Source organism: Aeromonas sp. BIGb0405, from assembly GCF_024807335.1.
Taxonomy (GTDB): Bacteria; Pseudomonadota; Gammaproteobacteria; order Enterobacterales; family Aeromonadaceae; genus Aeromonas; species Aeromonas rivuli.
On record NZ_JANUEP010000002.1, the window covers coordinates 408,351 to 429,128 of the forward strand.

20 protein-coding genes and 1 tRNA gene are annotated in these 20,778 nt (G+C 58.1%); 7 read left to right on the forward strand and 14 right to left on the reverse strand.

The features are described from left to right. Positions 1 to 158: 158 nt before the first annotated feature. Complete coding sequence (locus M2366_RS06695) at positions 159 to 1,511, reverse strand: KAP family NTPase (protein ID WP_259269259.1); 1,353 nt, start codon at positions 1,509 to 1,511, stop codon at positions 159 to 161. A gap of 373 nt (positions 1,512 to 1,884) precedes the next feature. Between M2366_RS06695 and M2366_RS06700 the strand changes: the two genes are divergently transcribed. Next, on the forward strand, positions 1,885 to 2,106 hold the full coding sequence (locus M2366_RS06700; RefSeq protein ID WP_259269260.1) for a hypothetical protein: 222 nt from the start codon (positions 1,885 to 1,887) through the stop codon (positions 2,104 to 2,106). An 82-nt stretch (positions 2,107 to 2,188) separates the two neighbouring features. Here M2366_RS06700 and M2366_RS06705 read toward each other — a convergent pair whose 3' ends face one another. Beyond that, positions 2,189 to 2,800, reverse strand: a complete 612-nt coding sequence (locus M2366_RS06705) for a histidine phosphatase family protein (protein WP_259269261.1) — start codon at positions 2,798 to 2,800, stop codon at positions 2,189 to 2,191. Positions 2,801 to 2,903: 103 nt separating this feature from the next. Here M2366_RS06705 and M2366_RS06710 point away from each other — a divergent pair, with 103 nt between their 5' ends. Continuing rightward, positions 2,904 to 3,836, forward strand: coding sequence for a Gfo/Idh/MocA family protein (locus M2366_RS06710; RefSeq protein ID WP_259269262.1), 933 nt, complete (start codon positions 2,904 to 2,906; stop codon positions 3,834 to 3,836). Positions 3,837 to 3,957: 121 nt separating this feature from the next. Here the strand turns inward: M2366_RS06710 and M2366_RS06715 are convergent, their stop codons facing one another. From M2366_RS06715 to M2366_RS06725, 3 genes are all read right to left on the reverse strand, one after another. Further along, positions 3,958 to 4,716: a class III extradiol ring-cleavage dioxygenase gene (locus M2366_RS06715; RefSeq protein ID WP_259269263.1), complete on the reverse strand. Its 759-nt coding sequence runs from the start codon at positions 4,714 to 4,716 to the stop codon at positions 3,958 to 3,960. Positions 4,717 to 4,942: 226 nt separating this feature from the next. Further along, a complete protein-coding gene (locus M2366_RS06720) occupies positions 4,943 to 5,413 on the reverse strand; it encodes an FKBP-type peptidyl-prolyl cis-trans isomerase (RefSeq protein WP_042040639.1) in 471 nt (156 codons plus the stop codon). Positions 5,414 to 5,538: 125 nt separating this feature from the next. After that, on the reverse strand, positions 5,539 to 6,693 hold the full coding sequence (locus M2366_RS06725) for a Na/Pi symporter (RefSeq protein WP_042040636.1): 1,155 nt from the start codon (positions 6,691 to 6,693) through the stop codon (positions 5,539 to 5,541). Between the two features lie 319 nt (positions 6,694 to 7,012). Here M2366_RS06725 and M2366_RS06730 point away from each other — a divergent pair, with 319 nt between their 5' ends. Both M2366_RS06730 and M2366_RS06735 read left to right on the forward strand, forming a co-directional pair. After that, complete coding sequence (locus M2366_RS06730; RefSeq protein WP_259269264.1) at positions 7,013 to 7,552, forward strand: hypothetical protein; 540 nt, start codon at positions 7,013 to 7,015, stop codon at positions 7,550 to 7,552. A gap of 259 nt (positions 7,553 to 7,811) precedes the next feature. Next, on the forward strand, positions 7,812 to 8,105 hold the full coding sequence (locus M2366_RS06735) for a hypothetical protein (protein WP_042040634.1): 294 nt from the start codon (positions 7,812 to 7,814) through the stop codon (positions 8,103 to 8,105). 173 nt (positions 8,106 to 8,278) lie between these two features. Here the strand turns inward: M2366_RS06735 and M2366_RS06740 are convergent, their stop codons facing one another. The 4 genes from M2366_RS06740 to M2366_RS06755 form a co-directional block, all read right to left on the reverse strand. After that, a complete protein-coding gene (locus M2366_RS06740; protein WP_042040632.1) occupies positions 8,279 to 9,625 on the reverse strand; it encodes an APC family permease in 1,347 nt (448 codons plus the stop codon). Beyond that, entirely contained in the window at positions 9,625 to 9,780 is a 156-nt protein-coding gene (locus M2366_RS06745; protein ID WP_157013903.1) for a hypothetical protein, read from the reverse strand. Before M2366_RS06745 ends, M2366_RS06740 begins: the two co-directional genes overlap by 1 nt. Before the next feature lie 299 nt (positions 9,781 to 10,079). Continuing rightward, positions 10,080 to 11,357: a 4-aminobutyrate--2-oxoglutarate transaminase gene (gene gabT / locus M2366_RS06750; protein ID WP_224430953.1), complete on the reverse strand. Its 1,278-nt coding sequence runs from the start codon at positions 11,355 to 11,357 to the stop codon at positions 10,080 to 10,082. Between the two features lie 151 nt (positions 11,358 to 11,508). Next, on the reverse strand, positions 11,509 to 12,972 hold the full coding sequence (locus M2366_RS06755; RefSeq protein WP_259269448.1) for an NAD-dependent succinate-semialdehyde dehydrogenase: 1,464 nt from the start codon (positions 12,970 to 12,972) through the stop codon (positions 11,509 to 11,511). 323 nt (positions 12,973 to 13,295) lie between these two features. Between M2366_RS06755 and M2366_RS06760 the strand changes: the two genes are divergently transcribed. Beyond that, complete coding sequence (locus M2366_RS06760) at positions 13,296 to 14,573, forward strand: FAD-binding oxidoreductase (protein ID WP_259269265.1); 1,278 nt, start codon at positions 13,296 to 13,298, stop codon at positions 14,571 to 14,573. A gap of 62 nt (positions 14,574 to 14,635) precedes the next feature. Here M2366_RS06760 and M2366_RS06765 read toward each other — a convergent pair whose 3' ends face one another. Beyond that, entirely contained in the window at positions 14,636 to 15,136 is a 501-nt protein-coding gene (locus M2366_RS06765) for an SRPBCC domain-containing protein (RefSeq protein ID WP_042040626.1), read from the reverse strand. A gap of 167 nt (positions 15,137 to 15,303) precedes the next feature. Between M2366_RS06765 and M2366_RS06770 the strand changes: the two genes are divergently transcribed. Beyond that, positions 15,304 to 15,726 (forward strand): GNAT family N-acetyltransferase, encoded by a 423-nt coding sequence (locus tag M2366_RS06770; protein WP_224430950.1) that lies wholly within the window; start codon positions 15,304 to 15,306, stop codon positions 15,724 to 15,726. 126 nt (positions 15,727 to 15,852) lie between these two features. Here M2366_RS06770 and M2366_RS06775 read toward each other — a convergent pair whose 3' ends face one another. The 4 genes from M2366_RS06775 to M2366_RS06790 form a co-directional block, all read right to left on the reverse strand. Continuing rightward, the gene (locus M2366_RS06775; protein WP_224430949.1) at positions 15,853 to 17,289 is read right to left on the reverse strand and encodes a 6-phospho-beta-glucosidase; all 1,437 of its coding nucleotides are present in this window, start codon (positions 17,287 to 17,289) and stop codon (positions 15,853 to 15,855) included. 194 nt (positions 17,290 to 17,483) lie between these two features. Continuing rightward, the gene (locus tag M2366_RS06780) at positions 17,484 to 18,260 is read right to left on the reverse strand and encodes a MurR/RpiR family transcriptional regulator (RefSeq protein ID WP_259269266.1); all 777 of its coding nucleotides are present in this window, start codon (positions 18,258 to 18,260) and stop codon (positions 17,484 to 17,486) included. 413 nt (positions 18,261 to 18,673) lie between these two features. After that, positions 18,674 to 18,749, reverse strand: a tRNA-Thr gene (locus M2366_RS06785). Between the two features lie 99 nt (positions 18,750 to 18,848). Beyond that, entirely contained in the window at positions 18,849 to 19,589 is a 741-nt protein-coding gene (locus tag M2366_RS06790) for a phosphatase (protein ID WP_042040597.1), read from the reverse strand. A gap of 490 nt (positions 19,590 to 20,079) precedes the next feature. Here M2366_RS06790 and M2366_RS06795 point away from each other — a divergent pair, with 490 nt between their 5' ends. After that, positions 20,080 to 20,733 (forward strand): TetR/AcrR family transcriptional regulator, encoded by a 654-nt coding sequence (locus M2366_RS06795; RefSeq protein ID WP_224430921.1) that lies wholly within the window; start codon positions 20,080 to 20,082, stop codon positions 20,731 to 20,733. The last annotated feature ends 45 nt before the right edge of the window (positions 20,734 to 20,778 follow it).

The window sequence follows — 20,778 nt, forward strand, 5'->3', positions numbered from 1 at the left end:
GCTCGGTGAGTTTCCTGATTGGAAAGCGATAGAAATAAAAAGGCGACCGGATGGTCGCCCTTGCTGTGCCGAATATTGTAATAATAAATAGGTAAAACAACGTTTTTTAAGAAGCGAATATCAGCTTGTCATAGTAGTGCTGCGATATTTTCACTTTCTCAGTTTACAGTGAACATATTGAGTTTTTCACAGAACATTGGGAGCAGTCTCTCCCTGTCTACGCTGTATTCCCAGAGTGATTGACTGAGGCGAGTGATATTATCAGTCTCATTAATTGCTTTGTATTCAGCATCAGTGAGTATTGAGAATCTAACCCAGTCCATTATCCTTATTAAATTTCGCTCATTACTTTCATTGTTTATAAATTGCAGCTCAGTCTCACTGATAAGTTCAGTATAGGATATTCTACCTAGTAGAATCTTGCTGAAAACACTTGGTTTGACAACTTTCACGGTACTAATAAATGTGATTATTGGGACGAGTCTCAGCTGGTTTTTTGCTGACGTACTGTAAATTATTGCTAGATTCGTAAATACCTTTTCTAGCTGTCTGAGAGAAAGATTGAAATGGCGGCCTAGAGAGCTAAGGCAATCTTGTATAAGCCTATTATCACCCCAAGTTTCTAGTTCATGTAAATGGAGTAGCCGTGCTATATAAGCATCCAAGTCATTACTGTGACGATCTGTGACTCGTTTTGGAATCGTGGCTTCAATATTAATAAATTTCTGAAGATAGGTATGTGCATCTATGTTACTGCCATATACACATCGGATAGCTTCTTCTAGTTGTTCTTTGTGCATAACAAGAACAAAAACAACATTCTTCACGGAGAAAAGGTGCTTGATTTTTTCAAGAACTTCCACCGCAAATGATGGCCTACATCTATCCAATTCATCAATAATCACAACGAGACGACCACTTTTATTATCTGTTATTGTCTCGGGAACCCCTGATAATGACTCTCTAAATGATTGAATAATCTCATTTTCTTTGGAATGTGTACTTAGCCTATCTTGGACCAGTGTCGCAACGGTTTCAGACGTATCGGTAGCAATGTCATCACCTATTTCAGACAATGCCTCGATATCAGACTCTTTGATAATTCCTAGCGTGGCAGTCTTGATTCCTATCTTTGCACTCCATGAAAGTAATCGAATACCGACTTTTTTCGCTTTATCTGAAAACTCCGAACTCTTTTCAGCTTGAATGGCATGCTGGCCTACATAGGCAGTAATTGCGCTGGCAATTGAAATGAAGGCATCTTCCGTATAGTCATTCTGAAAGGCATCAATGTAGATACTAGGTACTCCTTTTTCCTTCAGAAGTCCTTGCCACATTTTGACAAAAGTTGTTTTACCTTCCCCCCATTTTCCGTCAAGAGATATTACAAGCTCGTCAGATGTTCGAGTTACCAAATTTGATAACGCTTCACCAAATGATTTACGCTGAAGCGCGTCATTTTTAAAGCCATCGACATCTTCAACGACAAGGGTGGGGGTGACAAGTTTCATATGTTCCTCACTGTTATATATCTCGAATCTTATATCAGCCAATTCAGAAAGGGCTAGAAAACTCCACGCTACCGCCCGTGGATGACAGCGTCCAATATGCTCCTTTGACCGACGAGGGTAGCAACCCATCGCGGTTCAACGGGTTCTGGATGGCCATGGTAAGCCAAATGAAGCCTCCCAAGCGAGCAGCAAAAGCGAGGCAACTATCAGAGAATTCTCGTTTTTTGAGCCCTGTCATCAAAGCGTGGCGGCAGAGGCGATAAAAGCAGTCAGGCGGGGGCGGCTTTGCTATCTTGTGCGGCCAGGTTCCATTGATAGGGGGAGGCATGATGGCCACCCCCGATAAAGCATCCCCCTGCACAGGAGTAGTCAGATGACGGTCAGAGTCAAATCCAAGCTTGAGAAGATAGGCAGTGGCACCGGGCTGCTGCTGGGGATCATCGGCTTCAATCTGCTGGCCCCGCTGCTGTTTGAGAAGAGGGAGGGGTTTGATCCTATCCAGATGGTGTTTGCCATCGCCAGCGCCGTGATCTGTTCGGAATTGGGTGCCCGTCTGGGCAGACTGGTCGATGAGCGGGGCAAGTCCAAAAACTGAAATACTGATAGCGGGCCTCTTGGCCCGCTTTTTCGTTGACGCTGGCGCCGTTTGTTTCGTTAACGCAGCGCCACTTGTGTCGTTAAATCTGGGGCAGTAGCGCCGCCTGGCAGGGGATGCGGGTGATCTCTCCCCCTTGCAGGCGGAACAAGGCATCTTGCGGCAGCTCCTGCTGCCAGAGCGCCTCGTGGCTCAATCCCGCATAGAGGCCGCGCAGCATGATGCCGGACAAGCCGTGGGCGATGGCGATGCGCCGGGAACCCAGGCTCTGGTCATGGAGCCAGTCGTGGCAGCGCGCCTGCAGGCTGGCCAACCCCTCGCCATTTGGCGCTTGCAAGTACCAGTCCGGCTCGCCAGTTTGCAGGGCAAAACAGAGGGGGCGTATCTCGTCCAGGCGGCGCTCCTCCCACTCCCCCAGGCCCAGCTCCTTGAGCCGCTCATCGACCCGGATCTGCCCATGGTCAAGGCCCAGCTCGTCGCAGACGAGGCGGGCGGTCTGCATGGCCCGTCCCAGCGGGCTGGTATAGATCGTCCAGGTTGCGGGGTTGTCCAGCTGCTGGCGAAGGGTGGCTCCCATGGCGCGGGCTTGTTGTTCCCCCAAGGGGGTGAGGGGGGAGTTGCAGTGGCCCTGCAGGCGTTGCTGGGCATTGAAGCGGGTCTGGCCGTGGCGCAGCAGATAGAGAGTCGGCGTCATCTTGGTCGGGGCTTGGAAAAAGGGAGTCCACGCTAGCCCATCCCTTCATAACATACAAGAGGATGGGGTAAGCTGGGCGCAGTCTTGAGGGAGAGAGAACACCATGCGTATTGCCATGATTGGGTTGGGTGATATCGCCCAAAAAGCCTATTTGCCACTGCTGGCCAGCGATGAGCGGGTGACGCCGGTGCTTTGCACCCGGAGTCCAGCTGTGCTCGACAAGCTGGCCCGCCAATATCGGGTGGCCGAGTGTTTCACCGACGTGGATGCGCTGCTAGGGAGTCGCCCCGATGGGGTGATGATCCATGCCGCCACGGCGGTGCATCAGGAGCTGGCCCGCAAGAGTCTGCTGGCAGGCATTCCCACCTTCGTCGACAAGCCGTTGTGCGACAGTGCCGTTGCGGTAGAGGCCTTGTGCCAGCTTGCGTTGCAGCAAGATTGCCCGCTGTTTGTAGGTTTCAATCGCCGCTACCTGCCTGCGCTGTCGGCTGGGCGGGCGCAGCCGGTGACCGAGCTGCATTGGCAAAAGCACCGCCATGGCTTGCCCGGACTGCCCCGCCAGTTCCTGTTCGATGATTTCATTCATGTGCTCGATAGCCTCTGCCACTATGGCGGCCTGCCAAGTGGCGCCTTGCACCGGGTATTTAGACCCAGCGCGCAGGACCCGGCCATGCTGGCCGGGGTCAGTGTCAGCTGGCAGAGCGGGCAGGCGGCAGTCAGTGGCAGCATGAATCGCAGCGCCGGGGTCGCGGAGGAGCGCATCAGCCTCTATGGCGACAATCTGTCGCTCCAGGTCGAGAACTGCACCCAGGGCACGCTGGCGCGAGACAAGGTGGTGCAGACCCTGGCCATCGACGACTGGCAACCCGTGCTGGTGCGCCGTGGCTTTGCCGCCATGCTGGATCACTGGTATGAACAAATAGCAGGGGGCCGGGCCGACAAGGCCCTCATCGACAGCTATCTGCGTAGTCATCAGTTGACCGAGCAGCTGGTCACAGAGGCGGAGCAACTGCTGGCGGGCGACCCGTCTCGCTAACGGGGTCCCCGCCTGCCGGTCAATATCAGGCGCTGATGCGCACAACCAGCGCAACAAAAGCAGAGGAGCCATGGCTCCTCTGCTGTTTTATGGGGGGATTTTATCGTGGGATGAGGTGGGCTTAACCGAAGCGGTAGCTGCCCATATAGAGGCTGCCATAGTCCCAGCTATCATGCAGCCGGAGCGGTTTGTCTGCCCCTGCTGCGCCGAGGGCCACGAACAGCGGCCTCAGGTGATCGTCATGGGGGTGGGATTGCACCGCCCCCGGAGCCTGGTCGCGATAATCGAGCAGGGCCGCCTTGTCCTGCTTGTCCATCTTCTCCTCCAGCCAGTGGGCGAACGCCTGGGCCCAGGCGGGGGGCGGGGAGCCATCGGGGCCGAGCGCCCTCAGATTGTGGGTGATGGCGCCGGAGGCCAGAATGCCAATGCCCTGTTGGCGCAACGGGGCCAGGGCTTCTCCCAGCCGCCACAACTCGGCCGGACTCATGCCCGCCGGGATGGAGATCTGCACCAGGGGGATCTCGCTGTTGGCATCGAGCAGGGAGAGCGGTGACCAGACCCCGTGATCCAGTTCGCGCAGGACGGGGTTGGCGACCAGTCCTCCTTGCAGCAAGGTCTCCTGCACGGCCTGTTGCAACCACGCTGGGCTGCTGGCGGGCCAGCGCCCGCGGTAGAGGGCGTCGGGGAAGCCATGGAAGTCATACATGAGCGCCGGGTTGTGCGCCGAGTTGATCTCCAGCTCGCGGCTGAACCAGTGGGCCGAGATGACGACCAGCCCCTTGAGCGGCCCCAGGCTGAGATCCTTCATGAAACGAGTGGCGGGCTCGTCGCGCAGCACCAGATCCGGTGCGCCGTGGGAGATAAACCAGACAGGGGACATCTTAGTGCTCCATCAGAGGGGGCCTTGGCAGGCGATGAGGTCATTATCCGCCCCCTTTTTGTGGTGAACAATTAGGCTATATGTGTAATCACTCTTCACTCAGGGTTGATAATTGCTTGGGCAGGCAGGTTGACTGGTGGGGGGAGATCAAGCAGAGAGGGAGGCAATGCCTCCCTCTTTGACAGTGCGCTCATGACGGCGCTCATCATGGGCTGACCGAATTGCGTCAGTCGATGGCGAGCAGCTCCACTTCGAAGATAAGCAGGGAGCCGGGCAGGATCTTGCCGGTGGCGCGGTTGCCGTAGCCCAACCTGGACGGGATAAAGAAGCGGGCCTTCTCGCCGACCGTCATCAGCTGTACCCCTTCGGTCCAGCCCGGGATCACCTGATTGAGACCAAATTCGATGGGCTCGCCACGGGCGATGGAGCTGTCGAAGACGGTGCCATCGAGCAACTTGCCCTCGTAGTGCACCTTGACCTTGCTGCTGGCGCTGGGGTGCATGCCGCCTTCGCCTTCGGCCAGTACCTGATATTGCAGGCCGGACTCGGTGGTCACTATGCCCGGCTTGGCCTTGTTCTCGGCGAGGAAGAGATCGCCGGCGCGGATATTCTCCTCGGCCAGCTTCTTGTTGTTATTGCTTGAGTAGAAATAGAAGACCGCCAGAGCGATCAGGATGGCGATCAGCACAAATTTCATCACTAAATCCTTGTAAGACAATGAGATGAATATCTTATCCCAGTGGGTCGAACTGGGGTAGCAAAAGGGCGCTAATAGCGCCCTTCCTTGCCGAGTGAATCGACTCAGTTAAGCCTAGGGGCCGGTTATTTTGCCAGGGCCATCATCAGCGCAGGCAGGGCGAAGAAGAGGCCGCCCACATAGCCCAGTGCCAGCAACTTGTTCTCGCTGCCGACTCTTGCCAGCCACTCGGCGGCCAGGATGGGCAGTTCGCGCAGGAAGGGCAGCCCATAGATAAGCACCACGGCGAAGACGTTGAACAGCACATGCACCAGGGCGATGGTCAGCGCCAGTTCGGCACCGCTGCCGCCGATGGCGGTGGCCGCTAGCAGGGCCGTGATGGTGGTACCTATGTTGGCGCCCAGGGTGAAGGGGTAGAGCTGGCGAGTGGTGAACACGCCGCCGCCGGCCAGAGGGATCATCAGGCTGGTGGTGGTGGAGGAGGATTGCACCATGATGGTCACCAGGGTGCCCGAGGCGATACCGGTGAGGGGGCCACGGCCCAGGGCCTTGTGCAGCAGCCCCTTGGCGCGACCGACCAGCACCTTTTGCAACACCTTGCCCAGATAGGTGACCGAGCCCAGGATCAGCAGGATACCGATGGCGATGGTGGCCAGGGCGGGGCCTTTACCGGGCAAGAAGGCGACGGCGGCATCGATGAGCTGCATGGCGGGGGCGGTGAGCGGCTTCATGAAGTCCATGCCCTTCATCGACATGTCGCTCGAGCCGACCAGCAGATGGGCCAGGAACTCGGCACTGTGCTGCAAGACACCGAAGGCGAGCTCCAGGGGCAGGAAGATGAACACGGCCATCAGGTTGAAGAAGTCATGGACAGTGGCGGCGGCAAAGGCGCGGCGAAACTCGGTTCTGTCGCGGATATGACCCATGGAGACGATGGTGTTGGTGATGGTGGTGCCGAGGTTGGCACCCATCACCATGGGAATGGCCATGGCCAGCGGCAGGCCACCGGCGACCAGACCGACGATGACCGAGGTCACGGTGCTGGATGATTGCACCAGGGCCGTGGCCAGGATGCCGAGCAGCAGGGCGACGAAGGGGTTGTTGGCGAAGGCAAAGATTTCGGCCGCACCCTCGGCGCCGCCGGAGAACAATTTGAAGCCGTGGGAGACGGCTCCCACCGCTACCAGTATCAGGTAGACCAGCGCTATGACAGTTATCCAGTGGAACAGCGCACGATGGGAGGAGACGTGCTGCTGTGGCAAGGAGTCAGGGTTGTGCATAAAGCCTCTTGGGACGGCGCTGGCCGTCTGCTGATGAATTTGACCGGCGCATTACAGCAAGGCTTGATGACACTTTTATGACAAAGTGACGTTTTGATGATGATTTGATGACAGCGTGCGCACCGTGGCGGTGTCACCTTCAGAGGAAGGAAAAACGGTCTGCCTATCCTCTTGCCGACGCCTCGGCCAACGGGCGCGTTTGGCCGCAGCCTGGCGTTAGACGTTGACTGACATAAGTGACTGATGTGTCATTAATGCTTGTCCTCTCTGCTCAGGCCGTTAGACTAGGCGGTCGTTTTTCAGCTATCGCGAGTCTGTCATGAAGCATTGGTCTCTCTTTCTATTTCCCCTGATCCTGGTCTCCCTCTCTGCTCAGGCTGACGTTCTTCCCTCTGGTTGCAGTGCCGGACAGGTGGCGGTGGGGTCGGCCGTCAATGGCACTACGGGTATCAATAGCCGCTGTTCTGCGGCCAGCGCCAAGCAGCGGGTCGACAATGTCGTGGACAATCCTGCTGACTACGCCAAGCGCAAGGCGGCCCAGGCGACCGGGGTGGATGATGCCTATTACAAGGCGCGCAATACCAAGCAGCGAGTCGAGAATGCGGTGGATGACCCGGCTGGCTACGCCAAGCGCAAGGCGGCCCAGGCGAGCGGGGTGGATGATGCCTATTACAAGGCGCGCAACACCAAGCAGCGAGTCGAGAATGCGGTGGATGACCCGGCTGACTATGCCAAGCGCAAGGCGGCCCAGGCGACCGGGGTGGATGATGCCTATTACAAGGCGCGCAACACCAGGCAGCGAGTCGAGAATGTCGTGGATGACCCCGGCCGGGCGGCAGCCAGAAGATTGATACGCTAAGCACCGCGCGCTGGGGCAAGCACTCTGCGCCAGGTTGCGACAACCCAAGACGTCTCGATGAGAGTGGGACTGGCTCCCTGATAGGGGGCGTGGTGGCCATTGAACCGGGTCTGCTCGGGCCACAGGCTCTCTGGGCCGGGCCTGTCTCACCCTATGACGCCAGTCACCCGCTCAAGGGGGCTGAATGGATGCATCTTGCTCCCTGCACACATCTCCCTACACTGGGAGATATTCATTCGTCATCAAAAGTGAGTCTGTCATGAAAAAACTGCTGCTCTGTCTCTCCCTCTGCCTGATCACCCTGGGTGCCCAGGCGGGTGTCATCAACCCGGATTGTACCCCTGAGAAAGCGGTCAAGGGCGCGGCCATGAAGGCCACCGTCGGGGTGGGCGGGCGTTGCTCCGCCGCCGAAACGGCCAAAGACTCGGTCGGCCTGGATGACAAGAAGGGCGCATTGAACGACGCCAAGGGTTCGGTGGGCGATGCCAAGGGCAAGGTCGAAAATGCCGTCGATGATCCTGCAAAAGCGGCCACCAAGGCATTGATCAAATAAGGCTCGACGCGCCCAGGGGATCACAGCCAGAGCTGCTAACAAAGGGGAGTCCATGACTCCTTTTTGTGTATCTGGCGTTTGCGGGCGTATCTCCATAGCCGAAGGATGCCGGATGGTGAATGATAAAAGGGGAGCTAATGGCTCCCCTTTTTGCTTGCTGTGAACGGCGTGGCTTATTGCAGCTCGGCCTCTTCGTACTCCCGCAGGGGCGCCTGGGAGAGCTTGATGCGCAGCACCAGGTAGACCAGACCCAGGCCGGCCCAGATGAGGCCCAGATAGAGGGAGCTCAGCTCCAGGTTGAGCCAGAGCAGGCCTATGGTCGCGGCGCCACACAGGGGCAGCAGCAGGAAGCAGACCGTATCCTTGAGGGTCTTGTTACGCTGTTCGCGCACATAGAACTGGGCGATCACCGACAGGTTGACGAAGGTGAAGGCGACCAGGGCGCCGAAGTTGACCAGCGCCAGGGCGATGTCCAGATCGAAGGAGACGGCGGAGAGCGCCAGGGCACCGACCAGCAGCACGTTGATGGCCGGGGTACGCCAGGTGGGGTGCACATAGCTGAACACCTTCTCGGGCAGGACGCCATCGCGGCCCATCACGTAGAGGATCCGTGACACGCCAGCGTGGGCCGCCATGCCCGAGGCCAGTACGGCGACCGTGGTGCTGACCAGCACTATGCTCTGGAACAGCTTGCCACCGACGTAAAGGGCTATCTCCGGCAGCACGGCATCGGGCTCCTTGAAGCGGCTGATGTCCGGGAAATAGAGCTGCAGGAAGTAGGAGACCAGCACGAAGATGATGCCGCCGATGAGGGCGGTCAGCAGGATGGCCCGGGGGATCACCTTGCCGGCGTTGGGGGTCTCTTCACTGAGCGAACTCAGGCCATCGAAGCCCAGGAATGAGAAGCAGAGGATGGTGGCGCCGGTAAAGAGCGGCAGCAAGGCGGTGTGCTCCGAATAGAAGGGACGGCTGCTCAGCACACTCCCTTCTCCCTCGCCGAAGTAGACCGCATGGGCCATCAGGGCGAGGAATACCAGTATGATGGCGACCTGCACCAGCACGATCAGGCCATTGAAGTTGGCCACCAGATTGATGCCGCGCAGGTTGAGCAGGGTCATCACGCTCACCAGTCCGAAGATAAAGATCCAGGGTTCGACCCCGGGGAACATGGCGGTCAGGTAAATCTTGGCCAGCAGCATGTTGATCATCGGCATGAAGAGGTAGTCGAGCAGGGACGACCAGCCCACCATGAAGCCCACATAGGGATGGAAGGTCTTCTGGGTGTAGGTGTAGGCCGAGCCGGCGGAGGGATACTTGCGCACCAGATGACCATAGCTGATGGCGGTGAACAGTATCCCGGCCAGGGCCAGCAGGTAGGAGGTGGCGACGTGGCCGCTGGTGATGTCGGAGACCATGGCGAAGGTGTCGAACACCGCCATGGGGGTCAGGTAGGCGAGGCCGATGACCACGACTTGCCATAATTTGAGGGTTTTTTTGAGGCGAACCGGTGCATCAGACATCAGCGAACCTCCTGCATTGCCGCCAGGGCATGGTCATGGCGAGACGCCAGGGGACTGAACAGACGCACACTCGACAGAGTGGTGCAGAGGTCGTTGGCAATCGCGTTGCCAAGGCTGACTCCGGCGAGCGGAGACGAAGTATAAGAGAGCCCCATCTTGTTCCTCATAGCGGCATAAATCATGGGTGGGTTCGCGCCATCTATGAGTGCGACCCCGGATATCATTTCCGGGAAAAGGCCCGGCCTCGGTTTGGTGGTAAACAACAAAATGAAAATAACCGACTTGGCAACCAAGTCGGTTATTTTAGCGGCGCGCATTTTGCCCCAGATGGACGGGGATGACAACCCATGGCAGCCCGGTGGAGTGCAAATATTTGGTGCAAGTTCAGGGGCTTGTTCTGGGGTAAAGACTCAGCCCGGGTACAGGGCCCGGGCTGAGGTTGCCGGTATCGGCCCTAGGCGAGGGCGGCGGTCAGGGCCCGCTCCAGTTTGTCCAGCCCCTCGTCTACCAGCGTCGGTGCGGCGGTGAGCGGCGCCAGGAAGCGGATGACGTTGGCCCGCACGCCGCAGGAGAGCAATACCAGCCCCTGTTTGCCCGCCTCGGCCACCAGACGCTTGGTGAGATCGGCGTCCGGTTGGCGGGCATCGCGGCCCTTGACCAGCTCCATGGCTACCATGGCGCCCGGGCCACGGATATCGCCGATGCAGTCGAAACGCTCGGCAAGCTGGTGCAAGCGGGCTTTGAGCTGCTCGCCCTGGGCCTGGGCGCGCCGATTGAGTTGCTCCTCCTCAATGACGTCGAGCACCGCCAGGGCGGCGGCGCAGGCGATGGGGGAGCCCGCATAGGTGCCCCCCAGGCCACCGGGTTTGGCGGCGTTCATGATAGCCGCCTTGCCGACCACGGCCGAGAGCGGGAAGCCACCGGCCAGGCTCTTGGCCAGGGTCATGATGTCCGGCTCTATGCCGCTGTATTCGGTGGCGAAGGTCTTGCCGGTGCGGCAGAAACCGCTCTGGATCTCGTCGCAGATGAGCACGATACCGTGCTGATCGCAGACGTTGCGCAAACTCTGCATGAAGCCGGAGGAGGCTGGGTAGAAGCCCCCTTCGCCCTGTACCGGCTCGATGATGATGGCCGCGACCCGGGTCGGTTCTATGTCGGCACTGAAGCAGAGATCCAGTGCGGCCAAGGCATCGGCCTCACTCACCCCCAGATAATCGGCGGGGAAGGGCAGGTGATAGACCTCTCCCGGCAGGGGGCCGAACCCTGTCTTGTAGGGCACCACTTTGCCGGTGAGCGCCATGCCCATCATGGTGCGGCCATGGAAGCCCCCCTTGAAGGCGATGGTGCCGCTGCGACCGGTATGGGCGCGGGCTATCTTGATGGCGTTCTCCACCGCCTCGGCACCGGTGGAGAGAAACAGGGTACGCTTGGGGGTCGATCCCGGTACCAGGGCATTGAGTTTCTCGGCAAGCTCGATGTAGCCGGGGTAGGGGGTAACCTGGAAGCAGGTGTGGCTGAATTTTTCCAGTTGCTCGCGCACGGCGGCCACCACCTTGGGGTGGTTGTGGCCGGTGTTGAGCACGGCGATGCCCGAGGCAAAGTCGATGTAGCGGTTGCCCTCCACATCCCACAGCTCGGCATTCTGGGCCCTGTCGATAAAGACCGGCATCAGGGTGCCCACGCCGTTGACCACGGCGGCTTCGCGGCGCGCTTGCCAGGATTGATTACTCATCTTGATTCTCCCATCAGGGGCAAGCCCCTCACTGTATGTTGATGAGTCGGCAGCCTGGCTGTCGCTCCCCATCCTTAGGTTGTCCATCACAGGGGGCCTGGTTGTCCTGCGCCCCACTACTGGTGAATAAAATATCCATTAATTTGTTTTATTATGCAATGGAGCCGAAGCAGAGATATTTGGTTTCCAGATACTCATCGAGTCCCTCGGCGGCGCCTTCCCGGCCCAGGCCTGACTCCTTGATGCCGCCAAAGGGCGCCAGTTCGGTAGAGATGATCCCTTCGTTGATGCCCACCATGCCGTACTCGAGACGTTCGGCGACCCGCCACACCCGAGCGATGTCACGGCCATAGAAGTAAGCGGCCAGGCCGTAAGGGGTGTCGTTGGCGATGGCGATGGCCTCGGCTTCGGTCTCAAAGCGCACCAAGGGCGCGACGGGGCCGAAGATCTCCTCCTGCAAAATGGGGTTATCGGCCTGGACGTTGGTCAATATGGTCGGGCTGTAGAAGAGGGGGCCGGCAACGTGGATCTTGCCACCGACCAGCACCTGGGCGCCGGCAGCCTGAGCCTGCTCTACCAGGGTGGCGACCTTGTCGGCGGCGGCCTGGTTGATGAGGGGGCCAATCTGGCTGCCTTCACCAAGGCCATCTCCCACCTTGAAGGCGCGAACCGCGGCGGCCAGCTTCTCGGCGAAGGCGTCATAGACGCTGGCCTGCACCAATATGCGGTTGGCGCAGACGCAGGTCTGGCCCGCATTGCGGTATTTGGAGGCGAGGGCCCCGGTCACGGCGGCGTCCAAGTCCGCATCGTCGAACACGATGAAGGGGGCGTTACCGCCCAGCTCCAGGGAGACGCGCTTCATGGTGTCGGCGCATTGGCGCATCAACAGCTTGCCGATGCGGGTCGAGCCGGTGAAGGAGAGCTTGCGCACCAGGGGGTTGGCACAGAGCTCATCCCCGACGATGGCGGCCTGATGGGAAGTGACTATGTTGATCACCCCGGCCGGAATAGCGGCCTGCTCGGCCAGTGCAGCCAGGGCCAGGGCGCACAGGGGAGTTTCGGCGGCGGGCTTGATGACGATGGTGCAACCGGCGGCCAGGGCCGGGCCTGCCTTGCGGGTGATCATGGCGATGGGGAAGTTCCAGGGGGTGATGGCGGCCACGACCCCGACCGGCTGCTTGATGGTGGCCAGGCGCCTGTCGCCACTGAATCCCGGTATGGTGCGGCCGTAGGCGCGCTTGCCCTCTTCCGCGAACCACTGGATAAAGCTGGCACCGTAGACGACTTCCCCCTTGGCCTCGGCCAGGGGCTTGCCCTGCTCCCGGGTCATCAGCCGCGCCAGGGCATCCTGGTTCGCCATGATGAGTTCATACCAGCGCATCAGTCTGGCACTGCGCTCCTTGGCGGTGAGTGCCGCCCAGGCAGGCTGAGCAGCATGGGCGGCTTCGATGGCGGCCTGGGTATCGGCACCATCCATGTCCGGCACCCGGGTGATGAGTTCACCCGTGGCCGGGTTGGTCACCTCGAACTGGCGACCGCTGTGGGCCTGGCACCAGCGGCCATCTATATAGGCAAGGGAGTGAGTCAGGGGTTCGAGCTGCGCTGTCAGTGACATGGGGGCCTCGGCGGTAGATTCAGGGCGTTCTGGATGGGATGACATGGCATTATCCGGCACGCTTGCTGTATAGAATAATAAGCACTGGATGACCATAATGGCCGCCACTTTGTTTTTCAAGTGTTAAATGCGGTTGCCCAGGGCGGTATTGGCGTGCTAGAAGTGGTGTCATTGACAGATTTGCGGTCATGGGTGTGCAAAATAATGAACGGAAGGCGCAATCCGTTCGATGCACAAGCCACCCAGTCCCGCCCCCGAAAAGGGACCAGGCAAGGCCCCATTTCAGCCATTATTGAGCGCAATCTTGTGAGGAACGAGGGATCATGACCGAACATGTGAAGAGCTACTACGCCGCCAGTGCCAATACCCATGCGCCTTTCCCCAGTCTGGATGAACAGCTTGAGTGCGATGTCTGCATCATAGGGGCCGGCTATACCGGCCTGTCCAGTGCCCTGCATCTGGTGGAGAAGGGCTATTCGGTGGTGGTGCTGGAGGCGGCCAGGGTCGGTTTCGGCGCCAGCGGTCGCAACGGTGGCCAGATAGTCAACTCCTACAGCCGCGACATCGACAACATAGAGGCGAGCTGCCCGCCGGATCAGGCCAGGCTGCTCGGCAGCATGTTGTTTGAGGGGGGTGACATCATTCGCGAGCGCATCAAACGCTACGACATTCAATGTGACTTGCAGCAGGGTGGCGTCTTTGCCGCCGATACCGAGCGTCAGCTGCACGAGCTCAAGGCCCAGCAACTGCGCTGGCGCAAATGGGGCAACGATCAGCTGGAGCTGCTGGATAAAGAGGGGATACGCCAGGTGGTGGGTAGCGATCGCTACGTCGGCGGCCTGCTCGACAAGCGCGGTGGCCATATCCATCCCCTCAATCTGGCGCTGGGGGAGGCCGAGGCCATTCGCAGTCTGGGTGGGCGCATCTTCGAGCAGTCAGCGGTCACCAGCATAGAGCCGGGTCAACCGGCGCTGGTGCGCACCGCCAAGGGGGCGGTCAAGGCACGCTTCGTGGTGGTGGCGGGTAATGCCTATCTGGGGGATCTGGTGCCGGAATTGGCGGGCAAGAGCATGCCCTGTGGCACCCAGGTAGTGACCACCGAGGTGATAGGCGAGGAGCGTGCCCGGCAACTGCTGCCGCAGAACTACTGCATGGAAGATTGCAACTACCTGCTCGACTACTACCGCACCACAGGGGATCACCGCCTGATCTACGGCGGCGGTGTCGTCTATGGCGCCCGGGATCCCGCTGACATCGAGCGGCTCATCATCCCCAAGATGCTCAAGACCTTCCCTCAGCTGGCCGACGTCAAAGTGGAATACACCTGGACCGGCAATTTTCTGCTGACCATGTCGCGCCTGCCGCAGTTTGGCCGCATCGGCCCCAACATCTATTACATGCAGGGCTACAGTGGCCACGGCGTCACTTGCACCCATCTGGCGGGCAAGCTGCTCTCCGAGGTGTTGAGCGGCCAGGCGGAGCGCTTCGACGCCTTCGCCAAGCTCCCCCACTACCCCTTCCCGGGCGGCCGTCTGTTCCGCATCCCCTTCACCGCCGCCGGCGCCGCCTGGTACAGCCTGCGGGATCGGTTGGGAGTGTGAGCGATGGCAGTCGTCCAATGACAAGAGACCGCCTGAGGGCGGTCTCTTTCATGCAGTCCTGGTCATTGCGCCAGGCATTTGAGTTGCTGGCCGCTGGGAGGGTTGTGCCAGTCGATGGGGCCGTGGGTGAAACGGTATTGCAGGCGGGGCAGCACGACGTCCAACCATTCATGGCGAAAGTAGTCGTAGCCCTCATCCCAGTCCGGATCATTGGCCCAACCGGTCTGCAGCAGATGGAGGCGGGTGCCCTGGTCTTCGGGCACGAAACGCAGGCTGACCTGGGTCTTCTGCTGGCGCACATGGGGCAGGTGGGGGGGGAAATTCCAGCTGAAACTGAGCAAGTCATGGGGCATGACGGCCATGACCCGGCACCCCTCGCTGCCCCGCTCGCCATGGGGAGCATCGGGGCGGAAGTAGATCTCGAACGGGCCATTGGGTTCGGCCACCATCAGGCACTCCGGGGCGAGAAAGCTGCGTAGCCCGCTCTCCGTCGTCCAGGCGTGCCAGACATCATCTAGGTGGGCAGGAATAAAAATGTTACCTTCAAGTTGCTTGTTATCCATGGTCGGCAAACCTCACACATCCGTAGGCGGGACCCGGGCAGTATAGCCCCTCACCTGTTCAAATTAACAGCAGCTCGCCTGCTTGTGAACCGGATCCTGCCACCCATCTGGGGTAAGCTGATAGCCAATAGAGTGCTCGAACCGGGCCATGCAAGGGAGAGAGGCTGATGATCAGAGCCATGACAGAGGCGGATGTGGCACCATTATCCCGTCTGTTTCAAAAAGGGCGTCGCCAGACGTTTCATTGGGTAGAGCCTTCGCTGTTTGCCCTTGACGATTTTTCCGAACAGATCAGTGGTGAACAGATCTGGGTCGCAGAGCAGGGCGGCACTCCCTGCGGCTTTATCGCCATCTGGGCGCCAGACAGTTTCGTTCATCATCTCTATGTTTCTGCCGATTGGCATGGTCAGGGGGTGGGGCGCGCCTTGCTCGATAAAGCCCTGTCCGAACTGCCCAGACCGGCGTCCCTCAAGGTGGCCATCAATAATACCGCCGCCCTTGCCTTCTATCGGCGTCTCGGCTGGGAGCCGACCGAGGAGACGGGATTATGCGAGGTCACCGGGCCCTGGCGCCGACTCTGCCTCTATTGAGCCATACGGGCCGGTGAGCTCATCGACCATTCATGATCAGTCAAGGCTTCAACAAGGAAGAAGGGCTGCCCTGAGGCAGCCCTTCTCGTATCTTGATGGCGCCAATGAGCTGGCCCCAGGGGGAGCTCAGAGGGTTTCACCGTTGCTCTTTATTACCTCTTGGTACCAATGGAAGCTCTGTTTCTTGCTGCGCGCCTGGCTGCCGCTGCCATCGTCGTGCTTGTCCACATAGATGAAGCCATAGCGTTTGCGGTACTCCCCCGTGGTGAAGGAGACGCAATCGATGCAGCCCCAGGGGGTGTAGCCCATCAGCTCGACCCCATCCTCAATCACCGCTTTCTTCATCTGTGCGATGTGGGCGCTGAGGTATTCGATGCGGTAGTCATCTTGTACCTCACCGTTTTCACCCGGCTTGTCCAGGGCGCCGAAGCCGTTCTCGACGATGAACAGCGGCTTGTTGTAGCGCTCGTAGAGAATATTGAGGCTGTAACGCAGGCCGACCGGATCTATCTGCCAACCCCAGTCCGAAGCCTTGAGGTGCGGGTTGGGCACCCCGCCCTCGAAGCCTGACAGGGCGGTGCCGCTGCCCTGATGGTGGGCACGTACCACATTGCTCATGTAGTAGCTCAGGCCGATGTAGTCGACGCAACCCTCGCGCAGTATCTGTTCGTCACCAGGCTCCATGACTATCTGGTAGCCCTTGCGCTGCCACTCCTTGCGGATATAGCTCGGATAGGCGCCACGGACATGGACATCGCTGAACAAGAAACGCTCGCGCATCGCCTCCTGGGCATACATCACATCGTCCGGATGGCAGGAGTAGGGATAGAGGGGCACCATGGCTATCATGCAGCCGATCTGGAACTCAGGGTTGATCTCGTGGCCAAGTTTGACCACCTGGGCGCTGGCCACAAACTGGTGGTGCAGTACCTGATACATGCACTCTTCCGGGTTCGGTTCCTGGTTGTAGATAACGCCGGAGCAGCAGTAGCCAAACAGGGGAGAGCGCCAGTTACGCTGGTTGTTGATCTCATTGAAGGTCATCCAGTATTTGACCTTGTGCTGATAGCGGCGCAGCACTGTCTCGCTAAAGCGCACGAAGAACTCGACCAGCTTGCGGTGCTTCCAGCCACCGTACTCCTTGACCAGGTGCCAGGGCATCTCGAAATGGGAGAGGGTAATGACGGGCTCTATGCCATGTTTGAGCAGTTCATCGAACAGGTCGTCATAAAATTGCAGGCCCTGCTCGTTGGGAACCAGCTCGTCCCCCTTGGGGAAGATGCGCGACCAGGCGATGGAGGTGCGAAAGCACTTGAAGCCCATTTCGGCCAGCAGGGCTATGTCCTGCTGGTAGTGGTGATAAAAATCCACCGCCTCATGGTTGCCATAGTGATAGCCGGGCAGTACGCCGTCGGTGATGACCCTGTCGACCCCATGGGCGCCACTCGATAGCACGTCCACTATGCTGGGCCCTTTACCGCCCTGATCCCAGGCCCCTTCTACCTGATGGGCCGCGACTGCGCCGCCCCACAGAAAGTCTTTTGGTAATCCTTGCTGTTTCATTGGCTTCTCTCTCATCAAGGCCCGAATAAGGGCATGGCATGGGTGATCCTCGCCGAGCAATCGGTAAGAGCCCCATGATTGGGCGCGGTTCAGGGCGAGGTGTGATGGGCTGATGTTAGCAAAGCAAATAACAAAGTCACGATATAACGAAATAGGTTATTCGTGACTTGTCACAATCAAAAAACAAGCTGTTTTCAGGCCGGAGGATTGGCCGTCAGTCGGCGGCCTATGGTCTCGATGATATAAACAACGGGCACTTGGGTCGTGATATTATGGTTTTGGCCAACCATGAACTGCGGCATGTGGTAGGAGAGATTGAAGTCTGCCAGTTTAGCCAGCGAACAGGTCTCGCTATTAGTAATGCTGATTATTTTACATTTATGGAAACTGAATTTTTGCGCCAACTTTAACATGTCCTGAGTTTCACCAGAGACCGAGAGAATAATGGCGACGGCATTATGAAAGGTGTCGGTGCTAATAGGGTAATAGGGGTCGTCGATATGGTTGCTGAACTTGCCGACGTTGGAGAAGAATCTGGCTCCATATTTGCCGAGGGAGCCCGAGGTGCCGACTCCGACGAACAGGACACGCTCGGCATCCGAGATCAGGGCGGCGGCTTGATCGATCAGGGTCTCGAACTCGGGGTTGTTGATGCTCTTGAAGAAACTCATCAACTCATTGACCCCGAAGCGGGCAACCGATGCCGTGTCTTGCTCCAATGAGAGCTTGAAGCGGATCCGAAACTCGGAAAAACCCGTGCAGCCCAGCTTCTTGCAAAAACGCAGTACTGTGGTGGTCGACACCCCGGCCGCCTGTGCCAGCTCACGGATCCGCATGTAGGGGATCTGCTCCCTGTGCTTGATGACATAGTGATACACCATCAGCTCTAGTTCGTTGAAGGTGGAGAGGGAGAGGTGATCGAACATGATGGGAGCCGCCGGGTCGCTATCAGTAGTGCCAGAAAGAGCCATGATGGCAACGATACCACGGCTTGTAAATTGGAACCTGCCTGGATATGAGTACTTTTAGAATGCGGGTTGACTTAATGGCTATTAACGATGCCATCGACCTAGTATTAAAAAGCATGCTTCAATATATATGATTTTTGGATGAAAGTAATAAGCTATATATTTATGGGTTTTTGAAAAGCTTTTAAATTAAAAGAAATCATATCAACTTTATTTAAATGTTGTTTTAATTCAAAGCGTTTAATAACTGAGGTAGCCATCAGTTGGTTATTTTAATGAAGGTGTTTTCCAGTGGCTGGCAGTCTGATTTTGGGATTTAACAGGCAAGCATCCATGATGGCAGATAGTAAACAAGAGCAGACTTACCCAATAAAACAAAGGACTACCCTCTGATGAGGCTAGTCCTTTGACTTGGCTGGTGCCGGTAACAGGAGTCGAACCTGCGACCTTCGCATTACGAATGCGCTGCTCTACCAGCTGAGCTATACCGGCTTGACGCTAGATTCCGAAAAACGGATTGGCAAGTCAATCGAGGAATGTCCGTTTTTCAAGCCCGCTCATGGTGTTAGCCGATGGTGACTGACTGCTTGTTCAGAGATCGGCAAATTCCGGTATGTGGGCCCGGCCACGACTCTCGAGGAAACTGAGCAGAGCACGAGGGGAGCGCGCCAGGATCCGCTCCTCGGGGAAGCCCGTTTCGGTCACCAGGCGCTGGCAATGCTCAAAGTCGCCGACGCTGAAGGCGACATGGGAGTCGGAGCCGAAGGTGAGATAGGCTCCCAGATCCCGCGCGGCCTCTACGATGGCGCGACAGTTATCTTCACTGCCAGCCCGGGAGTGGCTAAAGGAGGAGTTGTTGACCTCCAGCGCGACCCTGTATTCGGCGGCGGCCTTTACCACGGCCTGGATGTCGATGGGGAAAGCGGGGTTGCCCGGGTGGCTTATCATGTCGACCCGACCGCTCTTGATGGCATTGATCATCGCCTGGGTATGGGTCGCCCGATCGCACGGGGGAAACACGGGCTCATGGAAGCCGGCCATGATCATGTCGAGTCGGGATTCGTAGCGCTCGGGGAAATCTATCTCTCCGTCCAGATTCTTGATGTTGGCCTCTATGCCTCTCAGTATGCCGACTCCGTCTACGACCCGTGGTAACACATGCAGGTTCACGAAGTGCCAGAAGTGAGGGGCATCGGCCATATCCGGGCCATGATCCGTGGTGGCGAACAGCTTGATCCCCTTGGCCTTGGCAATGGGCAGGTAATCGTGAATGGTGCTGTAGGCGTGGGTGCTGGCGACCGTGTGGGTATGGGTGTCGACTGTGTACTTCATGGCGTTCCCCTCGATGTTCAGAGCCGGGTGGTGGAGCGCCAGCATAGCAAAAAGAGCGGTATGGGGCCACGATGGGGGCCTGTCATACTTTGTCACAAATGCTTGTCACTCTGACAAAGTTTGCCCAAGACTATTGGGTAGCATGTGACCATCGATGTGCAGCCTGAACTTCCATCGATGGGTTGGGTCAGGACGACGCAACCTCCCTTTCCCCACCGTCGCTCTGCGGCGGTTTTTTTTATCTTTTTTTCCCTTTCAAGCCAGTCGTTGCCACTGAACCATGGGCTGCACCATAAAAAAATGCCCAATCAGCACGGGGCTGGTTGGGCGAGACTTAATGTTTAATTGCAGTGGCATAGATATAGAGTGCGTTCTTTGGTCAAAGTTCAAAGTTTTTTAATAAAACATTTCCCTAACCTCCATTCACATTCTCTTGACACCTCAGTCCGTGAAACGTACTTTTTAAACATTCGTTTAAGTGAGGTGTGCTGTGAGCAAGATTGATACCAAGAACCGTATTCTCGATGCTGCCGAGGTGTTGTTTGCCGAGCGGGGATTCGCTGATACCTCTTTGCGTCTGATCACCAGTGAGGCCGACGTCAATCTGGCCTCGGTGAACTATCACTTCGGCTCCAAGAAGGAGCTGATCCAGGCAGTGCTGGACCGCTATCTCTCCCTGTTCATGCCAGAGCTGGATGCCAAGCTGAGAGCCCTCATTGAACAGGATGAGCTCACCCTGCTGCCGGTGTTTGAGAGCTTCGTCAGTCCCTTGATGAAGCTGGTTGCGGTACGTCCTCAGGGGCCGGCGATTTTCATGCAGTTGTTGGGCCGTGGCTATATCGATAGCCAGGGTCACCTTCGCCGCTTCATCACCACTCACTATGGCGACGTGCTGCAAAGGATCACCCTGGCGATTTCAAAGGCCAATCCCGAGCTGACCCCGGCAGACTTGTTCTGGCGACTGCACTTCACCCTGGGCACAGTGGTCTTCACCATGGCCTCTGCCGATGCCCTGCGCGACATAGCTCAGGCCGATTTTGGTCAGCGCCTCGATGTGGAAGCGCTGGTGCGCAACGTTATTCCTTACCTGGCTGCCGGTGTCGGTGCGCCCGTGGAGTCGACCAGGTTATCCCTGGCTGTCTAATCAAAACAATAAGTTAACGGAACTGTGAAAGAGAGGGAACTGAAC

What these genes read in the sequence shown, in the direction of transcription:
- M2366_RS06695 (WP_259269259.1), bottom strand. Translation starts at nt 1,511, where the DNA reads ATGAAACTTGTCACCCCCACCCTTGTCGTTGAAGATGTCGATGGCTTT.
- M2366_RS06700 (WP_259269260.1), top strand. Translation starts at nt 1,885, where the DNA reads ATGACGGTCAGAGTCAAATCCAAGCTTGAGAAGATAGGCAGTGGCACC.
- M2366_RS06705 (WP_259269261.1), bottom strand. Translation starts at nt 2,800, where the DNA reads ATGACGCCGACTCTCTATCTGCTGCGCCACGGCCAGACCCGCTTCAAT.
- M2366_RS06710 (WP_259269262.1), top strand. Translation starts at nt 2,904, where the DNA reads ATGCGTATTGCCATGATTGGGTTGGGTGATATCGCCCAAAAAGCCTAT.
- M2366_RS06715 (WP_259269263.1), bottom strand. Translation starts at nt 4,716, where the DNA reads ATGTCCCCTGTCTGGTTTATCTCCCACGGCGCACCGGATCTGGTGCTG.
- M2366_RS06720 (WP_042040639.1), bottom strand. Translation starts at nt 5,413, where the DNA reads ATGAAATTTGTGCTGATCGCCATCCTGATCGCTCTGGCGGTCTTCTAT.
- M2366_RS06725 (WP_042040636.1), bottom strand. Translation starts at nt 6,693, where the DNA reads ATGCACAACCCTGACTCCTTGCCACAGCAGCACGTCTCCTCCCATCGT.
- M2366_RS06730 (WP_259269264.1), top strand. Translation starts at nt 7,013, where the DNA reads ATGAAGCATTGGTCTCTCTTTCTATTTCCCCTGATCCTGGTCTCCCTC.
- M2366_RS06735 (WP_042040634.1), top strand. Translation starts at nt 7,812, where the DNA reads ATGAAAAAACTGCTGCTCTGTCTCTCCCTCTGCCTGATCACCCTGGGT.
- M2366_RS06740 (WP_042040632.1), bottom strand. Translation starts at nt 9,625, where the DNA reads ATGTCTGATGCACCGGTTCGCCTCAAAAAAACCCTCAAATTATGGCAA.
- M2366_RS06745 (WP_157013903.1), bottom strand. Translation starts at nt 9,780, where the DNA reads ATGGGGCTCTCTTATACTTCGTCTCCGCTCGCCGGAGTCAGCCTTGGC.
- gabT (WP_224430953.1), bottom strand. Translation starts at nt 11,357, where the DNA reads ATGAGTAATCAATCCTGGCAAGCGCGCCGCGAAGCCGCCGTGGTCAAC.
- M2366_RS06755 (WP_259269448.1), bottom strand. Translation starts at nt 12,972, where the DNA reads ATGTCACTGACAGCGCAGCTCGAACCCCTGACTCACTCCCTTGCCTAT.
- M2366_RS06760 (WP_259269265.1), top strand. Translation starts at nt 13,296, where the DNA reads ATGACCGAACATGTGAAGAGCTACTACGCCGCCAGTGCCAATACCCAT.
- M2366_RS06765 (WP_042040626.1), bottom strand. Translation starts at nt 15,136, where the DNA reads ATGGATAACAAGCAACTTGAAGGTAACATTTTTATTCCTGCCCACCTA.
- M2366_RS06770 (WP_224430950.1), top strand. Translation starts at nt 15,304, where the DNA reads ATGATCAGAGCCATGACAGAGGCGGATGTGGCACCATTATCCCGTCTG.
- M2366_RS06775 (WP_224430949.1), bottom strand. Translation starts at nt 17,289, where the DNA reads ATGAAACAGCAAGGATTACCAAAAGACTTTCTGTGGGGCGGCGCAGTC.
- M2366_RS06780 (WP_259269266.1), bottom strand. Translation starts at nt 18,260, where the DNA reads ATGGCTCTTTCTGGCACTACTGATAGCGACCCGGCGGCTCCCATCATG.
- M2366_RS06790 (WP_042040597.1), bottom strand. Translation starts at nt 19,589, where the DNA reads ATGAAGTACACAGTCGACACCCATACCCACACGGTCGCCAGCACCCAC.